Below are 16,917 nucleotides of genomic sequence, written 5' to 3'. Positions count from 1 at the left end.
TTGAGCGCGAATTTCCTCTGGGGTTAGTGGCACAGGATACCATAACAAATCTGCGGCCACGAACACATCCTCTCGGTCTTTAAACAGTGCATCAAGACCCCCTTTAATCTTGAAAATTAACCGTAATTGAATCGTATTGTCCGCCAAAGGTTTACCGTCACTATCGGGATAAAGGAGCTTTTCTTCGAGAGATGGGGGGTTGAGTTGTTGGATCATGGCTTCACTTCTAGCAGGAAGTCAATACATTTGACCCCATTATACAAAATGGTTCAATCCTCAACTCTTGTCAAGGAGAAAGGATCATTTAGCGACTCATCGCATTCTAATTCAGCCAGAGTCGCTCCTTCGCTCCACCAACCGTCAAAAATTGAAAATTCCCCCAGTCACAGTAAAATCCCTAAACATAGTCAATAATCAGGGGATTTTATGGCAATTAACCGCAAAAATAAGCTAGGGTGGCTACTTTTAGGCTGTATCGCTGGAGGGAGCATCTATGGGGCATCAGGCGCAAATGCCAACCCCAACCCCTCTGACTCCACCCCAGTCAGTGAATTACAAACCCAACCCGTCTCACTCTTGCAACCCCGCATCACCATTCACCTCGACACTGGGCCAGGAGTAGGTTACAGCAGTTCTTTTAGTAGCCTACACGGATTCTTTCCCTTGGCACAAACCCCCACCCGCACCTTTTTTGGGGAAGGCCGTTTAAATTTATTTGCTGAAAACGAAGTGGGGGGCAATCTCCGCTTCGGCTACCGCCAACACCAAGAGGAGAATAATCTAGTGTGGGGGGGCTATATTGGCTATGATCTCCGAGAAACCCAATTTAACGAAACCTTCCAACAAATTGGCCTAGGGGGGGAAATCTTAGGCGAAAATTGGGAAGCGCGACTGAATAGTTATCTCCCCTTGGGGGAGAGACGAAGACAGGTTGATTTTGCCGACACAGGGCCGATTATTTCTAACTTGCGCTTTCAGGGGAATCAACTCCTCTTTTCCACTTTCCGTCAACAAACCCGCACCTTTGAAGCATCCGCGTTAGGCGTTGATCTCGAAGGAGGATATCGGCTACTAGACTGGAATCAGGGCAGTCTCTACGCTTATCTTGGCACATACTATTTTGATCTCCCCAGTAATGGGACTTATTTAGGCATCCATGGGCGATTATTGGCGGAATTAAATGAAGTGTATCGGGTTGGCCTTGCAGTCTCCTCCGATAGGAATTTTGGCACAAATCTCACGGTACAAGTGGCGGCCACCTTGGGCGGACGGCCACCCCGGAAACAAGAGGAAACCCTAGCCGAATCTATCCTAACCCGACTGGGGCAACCCGTCCGCCGTCGAGATACATTGATGCTTAATCGGCAACAAGAGGACACCATTACGCAACAGGATAATATTGTGGCGAGGAATCCTGCCACTGGACATCCTTGGCGGTTTCTTCATGTCACAGGGGGGATAACGGGGGGAAATGGCACGTTTGAACGTCCCGTGGGAGAGGTGACAGATGCGGTGGCCTTGGCAGAAACAACGGGTAATGATGTGGTTTATGTGGATGCGGGAAGCAATCCGGGGTTAGATGGGTTTACGATTCCTAATAATGTGCGTGTCCTTTCGACGGGAGTTCCCCAAGTTCTAAATTTACTGGATTTTGGCCCCACTCAGTTACCGGGTTCAGGGACTGGAGTTTTGCCGCGTCTCAATGGGACAACGGTGGCCACGGGGGAAGGGTTTAATACGATGGTGAGTATGGGCAATAATGCCATTTTGTCGGGGTTTGGCATTGAAACTGACCAAGCCATAGGGGTTTATGCCCCCAATGTGAGTAATTTTCGCATTGATCGAAATCAAATTACCACGAGAGGAGTGTTGGGGAGTTTTAATGCGGAGGGGATTTTTCTCCGGGCCGAGGGGGAACGGGTGACAAATGCAGTGATCACCGATAATACAGTAACGACGCTGGATTTTGATGGGGATGGCATTAGTGGGAGTGCTGAAAATGGGGGCATTCTCAGTAATCTGGTGATCTCTGGGAATAGGGTTACTACGTCAGGAGATCAAGGAACAGGGATTGTGATTTCTGCGTCTCCTGGGGGCATTGTACGAGATATCACGGTATCTGGGAATCGGGTTTCCACATCGGGAAATATTGCGGGAGGAATTGCCCCTGTGGCCATTGGTGGCACGTTGCGGAATTTTATCGTGTCGAATAATACTGTAGCGACTTCTGGGAATCAATCTTCTGCTATTAGTGTGGAGACGGATAACGGGGGGACGGTGAGTGAGGTTATTGTGGTGAATAATACGATTCGACAGGCGCGACGGTCAAGTGTTGCTGCGATTACTCTAGATACTGGGGATGATCTTTGCATTGCAGAGGTGAGTGGCAATACGAATTTAGATTTAGGTGCGGTGAATGGGGTGTCGGGAGATGTGGAGGTGTCTGTGACTGGGGGATCAATTCTTAATTTTGTGGACTTCAATCGGGTCACGGTGAATAATACGGGGTTTGATACGATAGAAGGAACACCAACAGGTCAACCTCGGTCTTGCCCTTAATGGGGAGATGGGGGAGATGGGAAGTAATACGGAATCCGGTTTAATCAGAAGATTTAATTTCAATTACGAGCTAGATATGTCAGGATTTTCTCAATAAGGAATTACTCCTGTAGTAATCGGATTCCGTATAACAACTGGTTACTGATTACTGTTTACTGTTTACTGTTTACTGTTCCCTTGTTCACAAACAACAAATAACAAAGAAAATGACCAAAACAACACTCTTTCATTGCTTTACCACATTGGTGTTAACCTTGGGGTTAGTGGGGTGTCGGTCGTCCTCTCCTTCCTCCCAGACTGTGGTGGTTCGTCCGGCCTATGGGACGTTGGAGGAGTTATTTCAAACGGAAATTGTCAATTTGGGATTGGAGGAATTAGGCTATAATGTGATTGCGGGGTCTGAGTTGGAATACGATATTATTCACGAAGCGATCGCAAGTCATTATCTCGATTTTACCGCCAGTCATTGGCAACCCCTCCACAATAACTATTTTCAGAATAATGGGGGGACTGAAACGATGGAACGAGTCGGCGTTGTGGTGGCAGATGCGCGACAGGGGTATCTCATCGACCAAGAAACCGCACAACGTTACAATATCACCAGTTTAACCCAACTCCAAGACCCCCAACTAGCCCAAGTATTTGATACAGATGGAGATGGAAAAGCCAATTTAGTGGGATGTAACCCCGGATGGGGATGTGCGGAGGAAATTGAAAAGCACCTCGATGCGTATAATCTACGGGAGACCGTAGAACATGACCAAGGGAATTATTTTGCTCTCATTGAAACGGCCATTGACCGTTATGAAGAAGGCCAACCTATTCTCTATTATACTTGGACTCCCCTTTGGGTCAGTGAAGTGTTACGACCCCAAGAAGATGTCACTTGGTTAGCTGTTTCATCGGATAATACTGGAGAGAATACTGCAACTGTAGAGGGAAAAAACTTAGGGTTTGCGGCCAACCAAATTGGGGTATTAGCCAATCGAGATTTTTTAGAGGAACATCCCGATGCGAAGCGGTGGTTTGAGTTGGTGAATGTTCCCCTAGCAGATGTCAGTCAGCAAAACTTACGCATGAAGCAGGGAGAGAACACCCCAGAACAAATTCGCCAACACGCAGCGGAGTGGGTTCAGGAGAATCAACAACAGTTTAACAGTTGGGTGGAGGAAGCACAATTGCGGCAGTAAGGGGAGATGGAGGAGATGGAGGAGATGGGGGAGATGGGGGAGATGGGAAGTAACAACTGGTTACTGATTACTGTTTACTGCTATATCTCCTCCGTAAGACTCTCAGTAACGTCTCAAACTCTGCTGGAGGGGGTGCAGTGACTTCTAACTTCTCTCCACTGACGGGATGATATAACCCTAGTTTATAAGCGTGTAAGACTTGTCCGGTTACATTTACTCCTAATGATTGTTTTTTAGGCCCGTATTCTTTATCTCCTACAATGGGATGATTCATTGAGGCCGTATGCACCCGAATTTGATGGGTGCGTCCCGTTTCTAGGCGAAACTGCATTAGGGTATAATTGCCTAAACGTTCGCGGATGTGCCAATGGGTGATGGCTACTCGTCCCCCTTTCTCTACGATAGCCTGTTTTTTCCTGTCCACGGGATGACGACCGATGGGGGCGTTAATTGTCCCCTCAGAGGCATCTGGCGACCCATAGACGATGCCTAAATACTCCCGTTGGGCGGTTTTATCCTGTATCTGTTTTTGGAGCGTCTGATGGGCAATATCGGTTTTGGCTACCATGATGGCCCCTGTGGTATCTTTATCAAGACGGTGGACGATTCCCGGTCGCTCTACTCCCCCAATGCCCGCTAATTGATCACAATGGTATAAGAGTGCATTGACTAATGTTCCCTGGGGATGGCCAGGGGAGGGATGCACCACCAGTCCTGCGGGTTTGTTGAGGATTATTAATGCGTCATCTTCGTAGAGAATATCCAAGGGGATATTTTCGGGAATGAGGCCGAGGGGTTGAGTGGGGGGGATGGTAATTTCTAGGGTATCTCCCTGTTGGACGGGGGTTTTTTTGGCGGTGCAAATTTTCCCATTGTGGGTGATGTTTCCCTGTTCAATGAGTTTTTGTAGGCGAGACCGAGTAAACTGGGGAAGGGTTTGGGCGAGGTAGCGATCGAGTCGCTCTTTTGGGCTGGTAACTTGGACTTGCATTGCTAATATTAAGATTCGGGACTTGTACGATTAAATTCAATGTTGGTGACTTGGAGTTTGGCGTAACTAAAGTCTCCGTTGGGAAGATTCCAAACGGCTTCGAGATCGGTGGGGAGTTTTATGCCATCATAGTCTTGATAGCCACGACATTTTCCACTCCAAGGTTGTAGGGTGTCGTCTTTATAGCGTCGCGCTCTGATTTCGGTAATTTGTCCGGTGGAGTTAATGAAAAATTGGGCTTGGGTTTCTATGCCTTGATGGGTAATAATGGCTTGGGCGGAATTCTCGTCAATGGCTTCCCATTTTAAATAATGACTGGGGAAAAGGGCGGTGGGACACCAGACCATTTCGGCGATACAGCGTATTAATGCGCCTTGGTTGATGTTTTCGCCTTCCATGTTTACGACGTTAATTTTAGGGAGAATTTGTCCCCAAACATGACCTTTTCCGTTTAAGTAGGTGTCTTTGACGGTGATGTTTAAGAAGGGTAAGAATTTGATTTTTGCTAACCATAGTAAGCTGGGTGGGTCGGCAGTTAAATATTCTTCTCCTTTAAGGGGTTTCCAGTTTTGCTTGGGGTCGGTGCGAAACCAGCCTGTTTGTTCGATTTTAACCCAGTTGATGGGGCGTTTTTGTTCGGGTAAGACATAGTGAAAATATCGAGAGAGGGGTTCGGGTAAGCTGTCTATTTTGGCGGGTTCAATGAAGTTTTCTGAGATTTCTTTGCTTTGTTCTAATATTGTTTTTTTGTCTTTTGAGTATTGTGTTTTTATGGTCATTGTTTTAGTTTGTAGTTGGTAGTTTTTAGTTGAGATTTGAACCCCAGAGACACAGAAGATACAGAGAGAGGGAGTTAGGAGAGTTGGGGGAGATACACTACTGCTTACTGCTTACTGATTACTCTCGGTGAAACTAAAAATCGTTGAAAGTTTGCTAAAAGCCTTGCTGTGATTAGTTTCTTACCTTCTTGTGAGGTTAACTTCCTCCTTATGCCAACATCTGCCCTCTGCCCGGTTGGTGAGCTTGCCGTTCACGTAGTGTGCGCGGAGCGCAAACCACTGCCTCCTGTCTTCGGATGCTGCTTACTGATTCCGCAATTCCCCCAAATAAGATTATCCTAAAAAATGGAGTCTGTTGGGAGTAATGATGATAGGTCAGCAAGTTTCGATCGCAATTGTAGGAGATGTCCATGATCAGTGGGAAGCGGAGGACCGCTTTGCGTTAGAGCATTTAGGGATTGATTTAGTCTTGTTTGTGGGAGATTTTGGCAATGAAGCAGTGGAGGTGGTGCGCGATATTGCGATGCTTGATATTCCCTATGCGGTGATTCTGGGGAATCATGATGCTTGGTTTACGGCTTCTCCTTGGGGACGGAAGAAGTCTCCTTATGATCATAGGGTAGAAGACCGTGTACAGCAACAGTTAGACCTTTTGGGGGATGCTCATGTGGGATATGGGTGGCGAGATTTTCCCCAGTTGGGGGTGTCGGTGGTGGGAAGTCGTCCGTTTAGTTGGGGAGGACAGGATTGGAAAAATCCCCAGTTTTATCACCAGCGTTACGGGATTAAGAATTTTCAGGAATCGACGGATAAAATTGTGCAAGCCGGACGAGAAGCGGAGTCTCGGACGGTGTTATTTTTAGGACATAATGGGCCGTTTGGGTTGGGGGATGCACCGGAGGATACTTGTGGACGGGATTGGAATCCTCTAGGAGGGGATTTTGGGGATCCGGATTTGGCAGATGCGATCGCGCAACTCCGGCCTCAGAAAACGATCCCTCTTGTCACCTTTGGCCATATGCACCACCGTCTCCGTCACACCCAAACCCGTCTCCGCACGCGCATTAATACTGATGCTCACGGTACAGTCTATCTCAATGCGGCTAGTGTTCCCCGTGTGATGATTCGCCATGGCCAACGTCTCCGCAATTTCTCACGGGTGACGTTAACGGAAGGCCAGGTGACGGATGCAAGTTTAATTTGGGTGGATGAGGAGTATCAGGTGGCCTCCCAAGAAACGCTCTACTCTACTCCAGAGAGGGTGATGGAGTATGGGTAATGGGGAATGGGGAATGGGGAATGGGGAATGGGGAATGGGTGATCTTTTTGCCTCCTAATTGCAAAGATCACTTGATTAAGTCTCCGTGCTTTCTCTGAAGTTTTACGAATTAGCCTGAATTATGTGTAGATTCACTAAAGTTAAGGTTTGATTAAAAAAAAGTCAGTAAAATGTTTATAGAGAACAGAATTCTTGAGACTTCACGATAAAGACATCACATTATCCATTATCCTGCGGTATTGATTATGGCTAACCCCACGATTGCTGTAGGGGATCATGCTCATCAGCTACTGAATGACGCATATTACTCCTTTTTACAGCAAGAAAACAAATCCTTAAAACACCCGAATAGCACATCATTTCAGAAGATGTATCGTCAGCTATCTCGGTTGTTAGTGACGCAAACGACTTTTGCGATCGCGTTACAATTACCCCAGGGTATTCAGTCCACTCCCCTCGAAAAACTCCAACGTCGTCTCGCTAAATACACCAAACTAGAGCGACAAATTACCCTCTTACAAAAAGGGGGACTTTCTGCTCAACATCCCTTCTTACAGAAACTCCTCAAAAAACAACAAAGTTTACGGAGTAAAATTACTCAAGAATTAAAACAAGCTCCCTATCATCGCTGTAAACGGGCCTATCAAGACTGGTTAAACTCCCCCCAATACACGGCCCAGTCTCAGTTACCCATGCAAACCCTATTGCCGGAGTTAGTCTATCAACATTTAATTCCCCTCTTTACCCATCCCAGTTGGGGGATGGACTGGGATACCTTCCTCACCCAACCCAAGGCCATCGCGCAACTGCAACACCAAATCGAACAAACCTGTAAACAAGCACATCTCCTCACCGAAGACTATGTAGAGGGGATTCAATCCTGGTTACAACAACTGCTGAACCTGCAAACCCAACTCCAAGAACTCCACATTACCGTCAGCTTACAGCAAAAACTTGCCCTCTATGTCGCCAACTTACCCCCGCAACTGCGCGACTATTGCCAAACCGTACAACAACAAACCTACTCCGTCTGGGAAAGCGTCCGCACCGCTTGCTTAGACCCAGATTTTCGGCAAAATATTTATCACAAAAGTCTCAACCCTCAACCCCAAACCCCACCCCAACCCCTCAACCCCTCTCACCCCACCGTAGAGTCGGCCAAACGGAACTTTTTGGCCAATATTAACCACGAACTAAGAACCCCCCTCAATGGCATTTTAGGGTATGTTCAGACCTTGCAGCGATCGCCCGACCTCAAACCCCATCAAGACACCCTCGACAACCTGCAAAACTGTAGTCAACAACTCCTCCAATTAATCGAAACCCTCTTAACCGTCGCCAAACAAGAACAAGAAGGAGTCACCCTCAACCCCCAAGAAACCTACCTCCCCACCCTCTTACAAGACATTATCACCACTGCCAAAACCCCCATTGAATATAAAGGGTTAACCTTTAACATCGAAACCCCCGACTCCCTCCCCCTCCATGTACAAGTCGATAGCCAAAACCTGCGGCAAGTAGTCTTAAACTTGTTAGATAATGCCCGTAAATTCACCCCCCAAGGAACAGTCACCCTCAGCATTAACCCCTTAACCCCCATTAACCCCCACTCCCCCCCCGACACCCTCACCCTCGAATTTCAAGTCCAAGACACTGGAACAGGCATTCATCCCGAAGATCGAGACACCATCTTTCTTCCCTTTGAACAACTCCATTCTTTCAGTCACAAACCCCAAGGACTAGGGTTAGGGTTAACCCAAGTTCGCCATATTTTAGAAGCCATGGGAACATCCCTCAACATCACCAGTCAACCGCAACAGGGGAGTTGCTTCGCCTTCACCCTCACCTTACCCATCACCAAAATGACCGCCCAACCCGCTTGTGCGTCCAGTTTCACCCCTTCTTCCTCCTCCCCCAATTGGGTTGTTCCCTCTCCGCAATTCCTCACTCCCCTTTATCAAGCGGCCCGCATCGGAGATATCGAAAAAATCGAAGCAGAGGCCAAGTTACTGAAACAACAAGATCAAGACTATAGTTCCTTTGCAGAAGAAATTATCCGTCTGGCCAGTGAGTTTGAGGAAGCCAAGATTTTACAACTGGTGCAACCTGCTTTAGCAAGATAAGCGGAATTGATTCCCTTTCTCTTGTTACCTTAAAGAGAGGGACAAACTTTTTAGCCTAACTATGACACAACCCAAGGACACCAACATCGCCGGAGAATTGGCCACTCAGTTTAGAATTCTTGGCACATTTGTGGCCATTTTCTGGATAGTGGAAATTCTCGATGCCACGATTTTTGACCACCAGCTTGATTATTACGGCATTATTCCCCATAAGCTCATCGGCTTACGGGGAATTATCTTCGCGCCTTTCTTACACGGTGGATGGCAACATTTAATCGCCAATACTATTCCTTTTATTGTCTTGGGGTGGTTGGTGATGTTGCAAGAAGTGAAGGATTTTTTCATTGTCACCACCTTTGTGATCATCATTTCCGGGGTGGGAACATGGCTATTTGGGGCTGATCCATCGGGACAAATGGCCGTCCATATCGGGGCGAGTAGTTTAATTTATGGCTATTTGGGCTTTTTACTATTCCGGGGCTATTTTGAGCGCAATTTCGCCTCTATTTTACTGTCAATTCTGGTTTTTATTTTTTATGGGAGTGTCATTTGGGGGGTTTTACCTTCTCAACCGGGAGTGTCTTGGCAGGGACATTTATTTGGTTTAATTGGCGGTGCAATTGCTGCTCGTTCCATTGGTAAAGCCAAACGGGAATCAAGGGATAGTTAATTATTGGTAATTGGTTATTGGTAATTGGTTATTGGTAACTGAAGCTAAGAAACCGGGTTTCTGTGTAAAATTTAGGCTAAACACGATAACTTTAGATAGAAACCCGGTTTCTCCAACCAACAACAAACAACCAACTAATCAATTTCAGTGATCACTTCGCTTAAAATAGCGAAGATTTCGTCAATTTGGGATTTGTTGAGGATTAATGGGGGGGAAAGGGCGATAATGTCGGCGGTGACTCGGATGAGTAAGCCTTTTTCAAAACAGCGTTGTAAACAGTCTGTTCCCCTTGCACCGACTTTCCCTGGTATTGATTCTAATTCGATTCCTGCCACTAACCCAATATTGCGTAAGTCGATGACATGGGGTAAACCTTTCAACTCGTGGACTTTTTCTTCCCAATAAGTGGCTAAGTTTTGGGCATTTGCAAAGAGTCCTTCTTTTTCATAAACCTCCAAGGTGGCCAACGCTGCGGCAGAGGCGAGGGGATGGCCAGAATAAGTATAACCGTGGAATAACTCGATCGCACCGTCTGAGGCCGCCTCCATAAACCCATCATAAATCCCTCGACGGGTTAAAACAGCCCCCATGGGGACAGTCGCATTACTTAACCCTTTGGCAAAGGTAATAAGATCAGGCATGACTCCAAAATATTCACTGGCCGTTGTCGTCCCCAAACGACCAAATCCGGTGATCACTTCATCAAAAATGAGTAAAATGCCGTATTGGTCACAAATCTCCCGTAACCGTTGTAAATAGCCGACAGGGGGAATTAAAACCCCGGTTGATCCGGCAACAGGTTCAACAATAACTGCTGCGATGGTTGAGGGATCATGGAGTTTGACCAATTTTTCTAATTCATCGGCTAAATGGGCCCCCCATTGCGGTTGGCCACGGGTAAAGGCATTGTGGTCTAAGTTGTGTGTATGGGGGAGATGATCGACTCCTGGTAATAAACTGCCAAAATATTTGCGGTTGTTGGCTATCCCTCCGACTGAGATACCGCCAAACCCAACTCCGTGATATCCTCTTTCGCGGCCAATGAGACGCTGACGAGAGGCTTCTCCTCGGACTCTATGGTATGCGATCGCAATTTTTAACGCCGACTCCACCGCCTCGGACCCAGAATTCCCGAAAAACACATGATCAAAGTCCCCCGGAATAAACTCCGTAAGACGTTGAGACAATTCAAACACCCCCGGATGACCCATCCGAAACGGGGGGGCATAGTCCAACTGGGCCACTTGTTTCTGCACGGCCTCCACAATTTTCGGGTGACAATGGCCCGCATTCACACACCACAACCCCGCCGTTGCATCTAATATTTTGCCCCCATCGGGTCGAAAATAGTACATCCCCTCCGCCGAAGCCAGCAAACGAGGATTGGCCTTAAACCGCCGATTATCCGTAAACGGCATCCAAAACGCATCAAGTGATAAGGTCATTTTTTTTGGTAATGGGTAATAGGTAATGGGTAGATAGTTAATTATTCATTGTTCATTGTTCATTGTGAACTAATCCCCCACCTTACATTTATTGATCCGAGAGGCTAAGGCCGCAAAGCCGTTACCGCCGCCACTCCATCCGCCGACAAACCAGACCACACTATCCCCTAACACAGGTAAATGACCTACAGGCGCATCTAGGCTAAAGTCTAATTCGTCATACTGTAACCAACGTCCCTCGGCATACCAACCCATCTGTTGGGCAAATTTGCGCCAAATGGGGGGATGGAGAAAACGAGTCCCTCCTAGACTGGTGTACAGTTGCTTTTGGTAGCTGAGACTGAACCGCCCTCGACTGGCCGTCAGCCAAAAACGATTAATTTTTTCTAAAATTTGACAGGGGAATTTGTCAAGGTTGGCGGGAATAAGATAGCCTTGCTTTTCTCGCTCTACGGCTTTTAGCATAATTTTGGCACTTTCCCAGTCGGCCTCTTGCCATTTTTCCGCTTCCAGATATTTCTGTAACTTGCTAAAGTCCACAACGGGTTTCGCTGCTGCTTTTTGGGGGTCAGCTTGACTCCTCACCCCACTGAGGGAGGGTTCATGGGAGTCTAGTTTCTCGTTGAGAGATAACAGGAGTTCTTTGAGTTCAGCGCGTTCTCTTGTTCCTTTGTTGAACTGAGACTGGAGGGAATGTTGTGCCGCTTGCACCTTAGCCCATGTGCGTTGCGCCCATTTGAGGCGAGCATGGAGACTCTCTTGATACTCTTCGGGTAACTGTTCTAAGACGATGGGTGAGATGTCCACTAAACTCCAACCGCAATGCGTACAATATTTTGTCTGAGTCTCATCATAGAGAGCTTGACACACGGGACATTGAGGCATGATGGTTTCCGATTAATCCTTGCATGGTTTGATTCTAGGGTAGCTTATGCTTAGACTGATCACAGAATCTCAAAAGTGTATTGCAGTACACTGGCACTATTGGCCAGTATGTTACAATACGTAATGTCCGATGTAGTTTTCTAAGGAGACAATAAGCGTCGCCATTAAGACGCGCTATTATGCTAAACCAACAAGAACAACACTTCAACACACTGATACCTCAACTTCTCAGCCACTTTTCTGAGGGTTTGAGTTCAAGTAGTGGAAAGGTTGTCACTCATCTGCGGAGATCGCTTTCTCAAGCGGCTACGCTCTGTTTAGATGTTTTAAGCGAGGTCGAAACTAACTTAGAGTCCCCCTAATGCAGAGTTTTACTCAAATTCTTTTGGAGAGTATTTCTAAGTTGTTGATGATACTGCTTATTTTTAAATGGCCTGTTTTTGATCCTGCTTAACATCCTTGATAAAGAGGTACGCAATTGTCGCGTCTCTCTTTTTCTGTCTTTCCTCCCAAGGAGGATTCAGAGGCAGTTGTATTTCATGCACAGAAGCACTTGAGGAGTGTTTCTGTATTTTCATTAAATTTCTGAGCAATTTGAAAAGCTACTCCTTTAAAGGAGTAGTTTTTTTGTGGTTTTTTTGGGGTTTGTGGTTGAGGAAAGCGAGAAACCGGGTTTCTTTCGCCCTTTTAGCGAGGTTAACAGCCAACGTTAGTTCAGAAACCTGGTTTCTAAGCTCTTACTCATTACCCCGATTAATCTATGGCGATTTGTAATAATGCTGTAGCGCGACTGACTCCGTTTTCGCTGCCTTGACTGGTGAGGGTGAGGGAGTCGAGACGATCTAATAGGGGTTTGGCGGCGTAGTCGAGGACGCGGAGGGCGGGGAATTGTTGTTCTAGGAGGGGACGGCATTGAGTCCAGTCGATGTATAAGTAACCGTGGTTGGGTTGGGGGAGGGGACTGATCGCGTTTTGAAATTGCTGACTTTCTAGGAGAGAATCCATTTTAGGATTCAACACCGTTTCCACCGCATCCAGGGAACTAGAGAGAAGTTCATAGTCTCCGACTTGCGTGTGAACCCCTTTCACATTGGCATCCACTCGCCCGGTGTTGGCGGCCAGTTTAGTCCAGACTTTCACGTTTTGGTCTCCTAGGGCAAGAGTCCCGACACTTAATTCTTGTTCCTCGGCCAGATCATCTAAATGCGCGATCGCATCCTCTACCGAATCCCCACTATTCTGGGCCACAAATACCCAGTCCGGTTGGCCACTGCCATATTTTGGCACGAGGGAGAGGGCGTATTCTCCCTCCACCCAGGCAAAAATCTCTTGGGGGAGGTCAAGATTCCAGTTGCTTTCTAATTTGGCGATCGCGCCTTCAAATAACCCCGTCACCGGACTCTCCTCCCCGAAACGGGTCAGGATTTGCCCCCAGAAGCCCTTTAAATCCAATCCAGAAGCCGTCAAGATACTTTTAGGCGGTAAATAACTCAACGCCCCCACAGGCGCAGTTAAACGGGGCTGCGTCGCTTCCGGGTTTACCACCCCCGACAAGGCACTATCGGCCACCAATCCCTGCTCCGACAACTGAAAAGACAGGGTGACAGTAGGAACAGGTTCAGTCGGATTCGTTTCAAAGGCTTTGGCCACCGACAGTAAATTAATATAAGCCACCCCAACACGAGGGGATTCAATGGTCTCTAAGGCTTGTTGATAACCGCCAAAATGCTCTAAATTCAAATCGGGGACTTGCACATTATTCACCGCATCCCGTAACACCTTGGGACTGTTGGCAAATAGCACATAACGATCCCCCACCACCGCACTGGCCAAGGGCGTTTCACCACTCTCCCGCAAACGGCGATAAATGAGATTTACCCCTTTATACTGTTCAAAAACTAAATCCGCTTCTCCCGCAATGGCAGTTTTCGAGTAAAACAACTGGAGAAACTCCCGCGCATACTCCCCATCCTTGGCCGCAGCGATCAACAAATAGCCCGGTTGTTGCCCATTTTCGGGATTGCGGTCATAATCCAAAGAAGTTACGGCCACGGTGATTTCTTCCCCTAACCAAGGCAAAATATCCTTGTTGTACCGGAGTTTCGTATTCCCCAACAACCCGGACTTAATCTCTTGAACCTCCTGACGAGTCGCTTTCCGTTGGCCCAGAGACACTTGGGCCTGTAACAATGCTTCCAAGCGACTGGGGTTTACCAACAACGACACCATGGCCGGAGACTGTTTTGGGACAAACATGGCCGCAGTGGGGGTTTTCTGTACCCCTCCATCCTGCAAGTTGAGAGGACTTTGGGCCAAAACCCAAGTAACTCCTCCCCCTGCGATCGAGAGACAAACCACCACAAAAGCGAGTAAAGCCAAGAAAAAAGAGCGCAGCGTCATAAAACGGATTACTGTAACCAACCCATGACATTACCATATCAGGTTTCTGGGATGACCGGGCAAAGACTAGGGAAATTTAGTCGGTTTCCCTACTCCGACAGAAGCTCTTGAGCCTAATTTATGATAAACATAAACAAAATCTGCTTAATGATTAAACTGTTTAAGAAACGCGATGAATCCTTATCAAGAACCCATTCCAGAAATTTCCGTTGAAACCGTTGGGACCTACTTACAGCAACCCACCCAGGAGGTTCAGTTAATTGATGTCCGAGAACCCCAAGAAGTCCAAATGGCGAATATTCCTGAGTTTACGGTACTCCCCTTGAGTCAGTTTGAGCAATGGTCGGGAGCGATTCATGATCAGTTGGACTCGGAGAAGGAAACTTGGGTGATGTGTCATCATGGGATGCGGTCCGCGCAAATGTGCCAATGGTTACGATCGCAAGGTTTCACCAATGTTAAAAATATCAAGGGTGGTATTGATGCCTATTCTCAACAAGTAGATTCCTCTGTTCCGTTATATTAGGGGTTTATAATGGATAATTAGGGAGTTGAACCCACAACAAATAACCAATAACCAATAACAAATAACCAATAACAAACAACCAATATAAATATGGAATTGAGTGAACGTTATCAACAGATTCTCTCGGCTACAATTCGTCATTATGTGGCCACAGCAGAACCCGTTGGTTCAAAAACTTTAATGCAGGAATACGACCTCTCGGTTAGTCCTGCGACGATTAGGAATGCAATGGGTCGGTTGGAGAAAGTGGGGTTATTATATCAACCCTATACCTCCGCAGGCCGCATTCCGTCCGACTCTGGATATCGGACTTATGTGGATCAATTAATGACTCCCGATGAATCTTTTGGTGAACAATTGCTCAATTTATATACTCAGAATTTAGATTGGGGGACGGGGAGTTTAGAGAGTTTATTACAGCGTGCCGCGCAAATTTTGTCCACAGTCAGTGGTCATATTGCCCTAGTAACAATTCCCCAAAATAGTAAGAGTCGTTTGTATCATTTACAGTTAGTTCCCCTCACCCGACAACAAGTTATGTTGGTAATGGTGACAGATTCTTATTATACCCAGTCCGTGGTGTTGGAATTCCCGGAAGATCAGCTTTTGCCGGATGTGGATGAGGAATCTTGGCAACGGGAATTACAGATTCTCTCGAATTTTTTAAATCAAAAATTACGGGGAGAGTCGTTAATGACGTTGAATTGTTTGGACTGGGGAGAATTAGACCGAGAGTTTAATAATTATGCGGAGTTTCTGCGGGGTATTTTACAGGAATTAAGGCAGCGATCGCATTCTTATGCCCCCATTCTCATTCGGGGTATCTCCGAAGCTCTCCGTCAACCAGAATTTTCTCAACTGCAACAGGTTCAAATGTTGATGCAGTTGTTAGAAAAAGAACAAGAACAATTGTTTCCGTTAATTTTTGAACTCCCCGACTCTCAAGGAGACTCGAAACGGGTAGTCGTAAGAATTGGGACGGAAAATGATCTAGAAGCGTTAAATGTCTGTACTCTCATTACGGCCAACTATCGTAAAGGGGATGTCCCCGTCGGAAGTGTGGGGTTACTCGGACCGACGCGGATGTTATATGAAAATGCCATTGCGATGGTAGAAGCAACGGCGGACTATCTTTCCGAAACCCTCAGTTAATTAGGGTAATTAGGGTCTGCTGAAATAGTGTTTATTCGCTTGTAAGGCAAGGGAACAGGGAACAGGGAACAGGCAACAAGAAACCAGAGATTAGAGTATTTTTGGCTCACTTGAAGAAACTCAGTTTAAAAGTGTTTTAGCTTAGTTAAATGCTTATCTAACCCTTTATTCCGCAATTCCTAAATATTCTTGTAATAACTTAGTGAGTCCCGTTTCATCAAATTCTGAGGTGAGTTGTAAGATGCGATCGCAAAATATTGTATATTGAGAGTCGCGTTGTTTAATCGCCTCAGCTTGGTTTTCTATCGCTTCAAAATCGCCAATTTTTACTGCCTCATAGAGTAACCGTAAAGACTCATCAGGAGGAGGAATAAATGCTGCGGTCACGTCTTCTCTTTCCGTGAGCTTCGTTTCCGTTTTCTCATAAACCCATTCTAACTTTAAATATTTCTGTAAACAGGATAATAACTTATCAATTTCTACAGGTTTAGGAAGAAAATCATTACACCCTTCAGTAATCGCCTTCATTTTATCTTCTTCCGACACACTCGCAGAAGACGCAATAATAATTACCTCTTGCTCCGGTGAATTGCGCAACCTTTGAGTCATCGCAAACCCGTCCATTTCCGGCATCTTTAAATCCGTAATAATTAGATCAGGATTAGCCGTTTTCGCTTGTTCTAATCCCTCCCTCCCATTCATCGCTTGCACCAAGTCAAACCCCAAAGGAGCAAGCACTTGCTCTAAAATTTGTAAATTAACTTCCTTATCATCCACCATTGACATCTCCCGCGCTGAAAGACGCGGGATTCTTCTCATCCCAGAATTAGTTTCAAGGAAGGAAGCGTTTTAGAGTTACGACTGCCCACCGCAACTGACTCAATAGCAATCCGTTTGATCAAAACGGCACTATTTTCA

The 16,917-nt window shown here is 46.5% G+C and carries 13 protein-coding genes and 1 pseudogene; 7 read left to right on the top strand and 7 right to left on the bottom strand.

Annotated features, from left to right (window positions below):
• A pseudogene (locus tag PN462_RS15290) lies at nt 1-216 on the bottom strand (Uma2 family endonuclease); the annotation flags it as partial.
• 210 nt (nt 217-426) lie between these two features.
• Between PN462_RS15290 and PN462_RS15285 the strand changes: the two are divergent.
• Both PN462_RS15285 and proX read left to right on the top strand, forming a co-directional pair.
• Entirely contained in the window at nt 427-2,559 is a 2,133-nt protein-coding gene (locus PN462_RS15285) for an inverse autotransporter beta domain-containing protein (RefSeq protein WP_272129505.1), read from the top strand.
• Between the two features lie 206 nt (nt 2,560-2,765).
• A complete protein-coding gene (gene proX / locus PN462_RS15280; protein ID WP_272129504.1) occupies nt 2,766-3,749 on the top strand; it encodes a glycine betaine/L-proline ABC transporter substrate-binding protein ProX in 984 nt (327 codons plus the stop codon).
• A gap of 67 nt (nt 3,750-3,816) precedes the next feature.
• Here the strand turns inward: proX and PN462_RS15275 are convergent, their stop codons facing one another.
• Together PN462_RS15275 and PN462_RS15270 are read right to left on the bottom strand one after the other, a co-directional pair.
• On the bottom strand, nt 3,817-4,740 hold the full coding sequence (locus PN462_RS15275) for an RluA family pseudouridine synthase (RefSeq protein ID WP_272129502.1): 924 nt from the start codon (nt 4,738-4,740) through the stop codon (nt 3,817-3,819).
• Between the two features lie 8 nt (nt 4,741-4,748).
• Entirely contained in the window at nt 4,749-5,519 is a 771-nt protein-coding gene (locus PN462_RS15270) for a DUF6920 family protein (RefSeq protein ID WP_272129499.1), read from the bottom strand.
• A gap of 367 nt (nt 5,520-5,886) precedes the next feature.
• Here PN462_RS15270 and PN462_RS15265 point away from each other — a divergent pair, with 367 nt between their 5' ends.
• From PN462_RS15265 to PN462_RS15255, 3 genes are all read left to right on the top strand, one after another.
• Nucleotides 5,887-6,798, top strand: coding sequence for a TIGR04168 family protein (locus PN462_RS15265; RefSeq protein ID WP_443029188.1), 912 nt, complete (start codon nt 5,887-5,889; stop codon nt 6,796-6,798).
• Nucleotides 6,799-7,043: 245 nt separating this feature from the next.
• Nucleotides 7,044-8,921 carry a sensor histidine kinase gene (locus PN462_RS15260; RefSeq protein ID WP_272129495.1) on the top strand — a complete coding sequence of 626 codons (1,878 nt, stop codon included), beginning with the start codon at nt 7,044-7,046 and terminating at the stop codon, nt 8,919-8,921.
• A gap of 61 nt (nt 8,922-8,982) precedes the next feature.
• Nucleotides 8,983-9,591 carry a rhomboid family intramembrane serine protease gene (locus tag PN462_RS15255; RefSeq protein ID WP_272129493.1) on the top strand — a complete coding sequence of 203 codons (609 nt, stop codon included), beginning with the start codon at nt 8,983-8,985 and terminating at the stop codon, nt 9,589-9,591.
• Between the two features lie 134 nt (nt 9,592-9,725).
• Here PN462_RS15255 and PN462_RS15250 read toward each other — a convergent pair whose 3' ends face one another.
• From PN462_RS15250 to PN462_RS15240, 3 genes are all read right to left on the bottom strand, one after another.
• The gene (locus PN462_RS15250; protein WP_272129491.1) at nt 9,726-11,036 is read right to left on the bottom strand and encodes an aspartate aminotransferase family protein; all 1,311 of its coding nucleotides are present in this window, start codon (nt 11,034-11,036) and stop codon (nt 9,726-9,728) included.
• Nucleotides 11,037-11,105: 69 nt separating this feature from the next.
• A complete protein-coding gene (locus PN462_RS15245; RefSeq protein WP_272129489.1) occupies nt 11,106-11,921 on the bottom strand; it encodes a GUN4 domain-containing protein in 816 nt (271 codons plus the stop codon).
• Nucleotides 11,922-12,674: 753 nt separating this feature from the next.
• On the bottom strand, nt 12,675-14,321 hold the full coding sequence (locus PN462_RS15240; protein WP_272129487.1) for a DUF3352 domain-containing protein: 1,647 nt from the start codon (nt 14,319-14,321) through the stop codon (nt 12,675-12,677).
• A gap of 172 nt (nt 14,322-14,493) precedes the next feature.
• Between PN462_RS15240 and PN462_RS15235 the strand changes: the two genes are divergently transcribed.
• Together PN462_RS15235 and hrcA are read left to right on the top strand one after the other, a co-directional pair.
• Nucleotides 14,494-14,847, top strand: coding sequence for a rhodanese-like domain-containing protein (locus PN462_RS15235; protein ID WP_272129485.1), 354 nt, complete (start codon nt 14,494-14,496; stop codon nt 14,845-14,847).
• 90 nt (nt 14,848-14,937) lie between these two features.
• Complete coding sequence (gene hrcA / locus PN462_RS15230; RefSeq protein ID WP_272129483.1) at nt 14,938-15,999, top strand: heat-inducible transcriptional repressor HrcA; 1,062 nt, start codon at nt 14,938-14,940, stop codon at nt 15,997-15,999.
• Nucleotides 16,000-16,164: 165 nt separating this feature from the next.
• On the opposite strand, the gene PN462_RS15225 is transcribed toward hrcA, so the two are convergent.
• Nucleotides 16,165-16,779 (bottom strand): response regulator, encoded by a 615-nt coding sequence (locus PN462_RS15225; protein WP_272129481.1) that lies wholly within the window; start codon nt 16,777-16,779, stop codon nt 16,165-16,167.
• Between the last annotated feature and the right edge of the window lie 138 nt (nt 16,780-16,917).

The sequence above is a fragment of the Spirulina sp. CS-785/01 genome (genome assembly GCF_028330525.1).
In the GTDB taxonomy this organism is placed as follows: domain Bacteria; phylum Cyanobacteriota; class Cyanobacteriia; order Cyanobacteriales; family Spirulinaceae; genus JAQMSD01.
This window is presented reverse-complemented; position numbering and strand designations above follow the sequence as displayed.